Source organism: Paenibacillus xylanivorans, from assembly GCF_001280595.1.
GTDB classification, from domain to species: Bacteria; Bacillota; Bacilli; order Paenibacillales; family Paenibacillaceae; genus Paenibacillus; species Paenibacillus xylanivorans.
Genome location: NZ_LITU01000033.1, coordinates 32,969 through 39,200 on the forward strand (window position 1 = coordinate 32,969; position 6,232 = coordinate 39,200).

General features: G+C 36.2%; 5 protein-coding genes. 3 read left to right on the top strand and 2 right to left on the bottom strand.

The genetic code is table 11. The features are described 5' to 3' along the window. On the bottom strand, positions 1–371 hold a 371-nt coding region (locus tag AMS66_RS33440; RefSeq protein WP_236703153.1), incomplete at its 3' end, for a copper amine oxidase N-terminal domain-containing protein. An 802-nt stretch (positions 372–1,173) separates the two neighbouring features. Beyond that, positions 1,174–1,548 (bottom strand): hypothetical protein, encoded by a 375-nt coding sequence (locus AMS66_RS03645; RefSeq protein ID WP_053779493.1) that lies wholly within the window; start codon positions 1,546–1,548, stop codon positions 1,174–1,176. Positions 1,549–1,859: 311 nt separating this feature from the next. Here AMS66_RS03645 and AMS66_RS03650 point away from each other — a divergent pair, with 311 nt between their 5' ends. From AMS66_RS03650 to AMS66_RS03660, 3 genes are all read left to right on the top strand, one after another. Then, positions 1,860–2,972: an MFS transporter gene (locus AMS66_RS03650; RefSeq protein WP_236703154.1), complete on the top strand. Its 1,113-nt coding sequence runs from the start codon at positions 1,860–1,862 to the stop codon at positions 2,970–2,972. A gap of 860 nt (positions 2,973–3,832) precedes the next feature. Beyond that, the gene (locus AMS66_RS03655; protein ID WP_053779495.1) at positions 3,833–4,294 is read left to right on the top strand and encodes a MarR family winged helix-turn-helix transcriptional regulator; all 462 of its coding nucleotides are present in this window, start codon (positions 3,833–3,835) and stop codon (positions 4,292–4,294) included. 1 nt (position 4,295) lies between these two features. Then, the gene (locus AMS66_RS03660; RefSeq protein ID WP_053779496.1) at positions 4,296–5,798 is read left to right on the top strand and encodes an IMP dehydrogenase; all 1,503 of its coding nucleotides are present in this window, start codon (positions 4,296–4,298) and stop codon (positions 5,796–5,798) included. The last annotated feature ends 434 nt before the right edge of the window (positions 5,799–6,232 follow it).

Sequence of the window (6,232 nt, forward strand, 5' to 3'; positions counted from 1 at the left end):
CTAGTTAGAGTAACAATCTTGGCTTTGTTATTCCAGCCAACTCTTAGACCCATCTCTTCACTAACAAAACGTATGGGAACGACAACTGTATTCTTGATCATTTGCGGAGCAATGTTAAGCGATACGGTGCTATTTTGAACATTTGCCTGATCTTTTCCAACGGTTAATGAAATTGCATTAGATCCTTGTTGGATATTCACGTTTTGTGTTTTTTGGTCCCAGTTCACATTGAATTTTAAATTCTCTGCAACTACTCGGATTGGAATCATGATATTGTTTCGGACATTAACGACTTCAACATCAATAGGTAAAATTAGTTCTTGGCCATCTAGAATAATTTTGGTCTGATTTGTAGCAGCTTGTGTATGCATTGGAATCAGAAAGAGTAGCAATACACTAAATAGTAACATGATTATAGATTTCTTCATTTTACACCTCGGTTTTAATTTACGTAGTACTAAACTTATAACGGAATGACAAGGTTACAATACGATCTTCATCTATGAAAAGGAATCACAGGAAATTAACCTATTATTTGAACTCATCAACCCCAAACAAGTTAAAATGATACTATATGAAACTGAAAGGAATCAAATAAACAGTGAAACAATCACCTCCCACGAACCGAAGATAGTTTAAAAGGCTGAAAATACTAACTACTTACTATATGACATCATTCTGCAATAATATATATTATTTTTCCTGTGATTACGTACTTTAATCCACAATATATGTAACTTAGCCGGTATCAAATTTTCACTAAAGTTTCTTAAAGATGCGAATATGGAGAGGGATATTTTTCTAAAATTTTCTACATATTATAAAAACGCTACAACCTATACAAAAGTTGCGGAGTCATTGGATTTAATACAAGATTATTCAAATTATGGGTCATATATCTGATGGTAATGTTGAAAGTAGAGAGCCAATGTGAAGGAAGATTATCACTTATTAGCTGCTCACCAGGATATAGAAGCGAACCATACTCCGAATTGGGGAGTTGGGTTCTTGAATTGGTAACTGTTAATTTCCCTCAAGGTTATACGCAGTTATATTTTCAACAGAAAAAGATCCAACCGCTTAATTACATTGCGAAAGGATCTTTTTTAGTAATGCCATTTTAGTGGAAAATTAAATTTTCTTGTCTTTGTAAATTCAAGGGATTATCAACTATTAACCAGTCTCTTCAAGAGATGAAAGTAAGATATAGCCTTTTAATCCAGTGGTGTCGTTCCAGACATAGACCCATTCTTGTCCATTCACAACCCAAACTTGACCGCCATGCTGACCCGTAAATTTGTAGCCTACAGGTACTGTTGCCACCCATTCCCCCGTTGGCGATGGAGTTTTTCTAACATTTGCAGCAACTTTGACTGTCCAACTGTAAGCCATAATAGAAACTTCGTCGTTTCCTTGCTCTACTGTGATCGTTGAGTCAACCGGAGTGTGAGGTCTAATTCTATCCGTTGGATTATCCGATGCAAAAGCCCCAGTTACCGGAAGTGCCATTGCAGCAACTAAAGAAACAGCAATTAACTTTTTCAACATTTTTAAGTCTCCTTTTTTTGGGTTTTGTATGTAAAACCTAGCAGTATCCTTTTTATTTACTATTAAACTTATATTTGTAAATATGAGGACATACATAATATACCATATATTCACATAAAAAGGAATGTCGGTTTTGTAACATTTACATAAAGGTCTATATAACAACTTATTGTAGAGCAGTACGTTTGAAACTTGTCCTATAAGAACTGGATTAAAGTCTCAATTCAAAACTTAAAAAATGTTTATGCTTGTACGAATGCTTCTAATTTAGGCAGGTTGCATTCTCTGTGATCGGTTTGATGATGTCGATCATGTTTGCCAAAGAAACCAAGCCATTTGCTTTACTCGAAAGTGCAACCATGCGCGCGAGTGGGGAAGGAGAACCCACCCCGCCATCGGCCAAGGAAATTTTTCTTCAAACCTCATGGAAAAACAAAACACTTTTTAATATTAGTCAAGCTGGTCTTATCAACAATATGAACGATGGTTTGAGATGGGGATTGCTGCCTGTGGTCTTTACCTCAGCTGGTCTGAGCATGCATCAGATTGCATTACTGGCTATGATTTTTCCGGCATTTTGGGGTGTGGGGCAACTATTCACTGGCTATTTGAGTGACCTATGGGGACGTAAGCCTTTGATCGTATGGGGAATGTTGCTTCAAGGCGTGGCATTGTGTTCCATGGTTTTCTTTCCAATCTATGAATGGTGGATGATTTCAGGTGCATTGACAGGCGTGGGTACGGCTATGATTTATCCTACACTGATTGCAGCAATAGGAGATGTAACGGGCCCATCGTGGCGTGCCTCTGCAGTGGGTGTCTATCGTCTATTGCGGGATGGCGGATATGTTGTCGGTGCCTTAATTTCGGGCATAATCGCGGATACACTGGGATATAACTGGGCTATTGGGGTCATTGGGCTGATGAGTGTACTCTCTGGCGTCTTAGTCGCAGTGCAAATGAAGGAAACATTGATCCGATATAAGTCCGTGCCATTATCCCTTCAAAGTCTTGATTCGAGGATACTTTCCTGGATTCTTGAAAAACTAGTCATACAGTTCAGTGAAAATTTCTTCTGTACTTGGTTAGAGATTGCAGGGAAGAGGAGTAAAGAAATTAGTGTACCATCTTGGAAGGAAATTGAGAACATGAGAGATCAGTCTTTTCCCAGTGTTGCTTTTAAATACAATTTTGATGAGAGCAGTTCTTCCAGCAGCATTGAGTATTATCATCTAAGTAAAAATGAATCGATACTTAATAAATTCAAATGTCTCTATCAGCATGAAAGTGCTAAAGGAGATATTCAGTCGATAATATCGTACACACCACAAAAAGTTGCAATGCTTATCATGAACAATCCAAGTGATGAGAATAAGATGCTACAAAAAACAGTCGAGACATATGTGAAAAAATTGAATTTTTGAAAACTGTTAATCTGAAAAGATCGACGGTTTTTGTGTTTTATTCGTTAAACGACCCTGAAAGGGGGAACGGCAATCGGTACGGGTACATGTTCTTGTCCTCCGACAGGAACTTTATGTCAATGTACAATCATATGTCGAGGGACAAGAACATGGTCCCATTGAAGTCGCTATTATAGCGGCTTTTTTATTTTATCGGTACAAGTTCTTGTCCCGAGCCAAGGACAAGAACTTGTACCGATTACCGTATTGGACAAGAACATGTTCCTATTGCCGATTAGGCGTATATCTAATCGTTATTTTGCCTGTTAATTATTTAAACTAACTGGCAGAATATTTCAATCGTTTCTCGAATATTTTCTGAGTTGGATAATTTTATGAACTTTGTGAATATAATGTTATCTGAAAGATACGCAATGATTATTTTTTGAAGGGATGATTAAATTGAAGCAAGGGATATTAGTTTTTCTAAATGGAACTTCAAGTTCTGGAAACAGGATCTGTTGATTTCAGATTTACTGGAGCTGCGCGATAAACAAGTAATTAAACAGATTACAGAAAATTTAATCTCTCAAAAGGAATACTCATTAGCCTTATTCGACAAATATCTGGAAAATATGGTTTGAGTTTACGAGAAACGTTAACTCAAACAGCAAGGAGTAGTTCCCGGTTGGCAGCACACTTTCAAGCAATGAAATTATATTTCATTTCCTATCATTACAAGTTAATGAAATGACGCAGGCACCCCGCAAAAATCACTTTCCTTATTAAATCTTTCGTTTGTATCCTCTTAGTTACTTGACAAAAGGTAATTGGTTAGATATTTTAATACATAACCAGTTACCTATTGTGGGGGTGAAAAAATGGAACTTCCAATCGAAAAAAAAATCACACATAAAGCATATGTTTATGGATCAATTTTCACATTATCTAACCGCTTGCAACTTTTAGGCGATAGAAGATATAAGGATCTTTCATTAAAACAAGCTTTTGTGTTGTGGAATATTTCTCTTTATGATGATTACTTTCTTAACCTAAAAGATATTGCTCAAATTGTCGGTACTTCGAGTCAGAATGTGAAAAAAATCATAAATATTCTTGAGAAAAAAGGTTTTGCAAAAGTAGGAAAAGATGAAACTGACAGAAGGAGTTTGCGTGTTGCTTTAACATCTAAGGGTAAAGAATATTACTTGGAAAGAGGTAAGAAGGAAGAACAGTATATGGAGGAGTTATTTACTGACTTCGATGATGAGATGCTTATGGGATTGTATCAAGGTCTATATAAACTTATGGAAAAAACAGCTCAAGAACAAGGGGGAAAATAATATGGCAGTTTATCTGAATGAAGTATCGCGCACCTTTGGTGAGTATTTACTAATACCAGGTTACTCATCTGTAGAGTGTATACCGGCAAATGTTAGCTTACAAACACCCTTAGTGAAATTTAAAAAAGGAAATAAATCTCCTATGTCTTTGAAAATTCCTATGACATCAGCAATTATGCAGTCTGTTTCTGATGATACAATGGCAATATCTTTAGCAAAAGAAGGTGGACTTTCTTTTATTTACGGATCACAATCTATTGAAAGTCAGGCACAAATGGTTGCTCGTGTTAAAAGTTATAGAGCTGGATTTGTTGTTAGTGATTCTAATATATCTCCTGAAGGTACTTTAGACGAACTGTTAATGTTAAAGAAGAAGACAAATCATTCCACTGTAGCAGTAACAATTGATGGAAGTTCTAGAGGTAAATTAGTAGGTATTATAACTAGCAGAGATTATCGAGTTAGTCGGATGACTTTAGACACTAAAGTTAAAGATTTTATGACACCATTCGAAGAAATAATCTGTGGTAATAAAGATACGACATTAAAAGAAGCGAATAATATTATATGGGAACACAAATTAAATTGTCTTCCAATCATTGATGATGAACAAAGATTGATTTCTATGGTATTTCGAAAAGATTACAATACTAATAAGAAAAATGAGAATGAGTTGATTGATGAATCCAAAAGATATATGGTTGGTGCAGGTATTAATACTAGAGATTATGCTGAACGAATTCCGGCATTACTTCAAGCTGGAGTAGATGTTCTTTGTATTGACAGTTCCGAAGGATTTACAGAATGGCAAAAGATTGTTCTTGAATACGTCCGGAAGAATTATGGTGATACTGTAAAAATTGGGGCAGGAAATATAGTTGATAAAGAAGGTTTCCGTTTCCTTGCTGAATCTGGTGCCGATTTTGTAAAGGTAGGAATTGGTGGCGGCGCAATTTGTATTACACGAGAACAAAAAGGCATAGGGAGAGGTCAAGCTACCGCATTAATTGAGGTAGCGAAGGCTCGTGATGAATATTTTAATGAGACAGGAATCTATGTACCAATTTGTTCTGATGGAGGTACTGTACACGATTATCACATTACATTGGCACTAGCTATGGGAGCAGATTTTCTAATGTTAGGAAGATATTTTGCCCGATTTGATGAAAGCCCCACTAAAAAAGTGAATATAAACGGTAATTATATGAAGGAGTATTGGGGAGAGGGAAGTACAAGGGCAAAAAATTGGCAAAGATATGACTTAGGCGGTGACGAAAAACTTTCTTTTGAAGAAGGAGTTGATTCGTTTGTACCATATGCAGGAAGTTTAGAAGATAATGTTGGACTTTCTTTAAGCATAGTACGTTCAACAATGTGTAATTGTGGTTACCTGACAATTTCTGAACTACAAAAAAATGCTAAGATAACATTAGTTTCTTCTACAAGTATTGTTGAGGGTAGTGCACACGATGTTCTACTTAAAGATAGTCGTCAGATATTGTAACAAATCATTGTTAGCGAATCCCTTCACTGGATATATTAGATGAAATGTAGCTTATATATGTTAAAGAACTGTGATTACAGTTCCTTAGAGTGTCGAGAAAGTCTTAGTGACTTTCTCGACACTTTATTTTTTTATTTGGGGGTTCTCGAGAGACCGTAGAAGAGTAGCATCTCCGAAAAGAGTATGCAATCAAACATTATGTTTTAAATTAATGCAATAGATATTGAAAGAAACCTCTTAACTTTACTGAAAAAAATAAAGGGGATTGACTTTTACTTTCGTTTAGGGGGGGGACTTGACATGCGTGTGGTATGATCAAAAGTTGAAAGTTCTCCTCTACAGATGTGAAGAGAGCATGAGATAAGAGGAGGTTTTACATAATGGTTCCCCCAAAAGTACGTCCACGTGTCGAGGGACAAGAACATATTCCCATT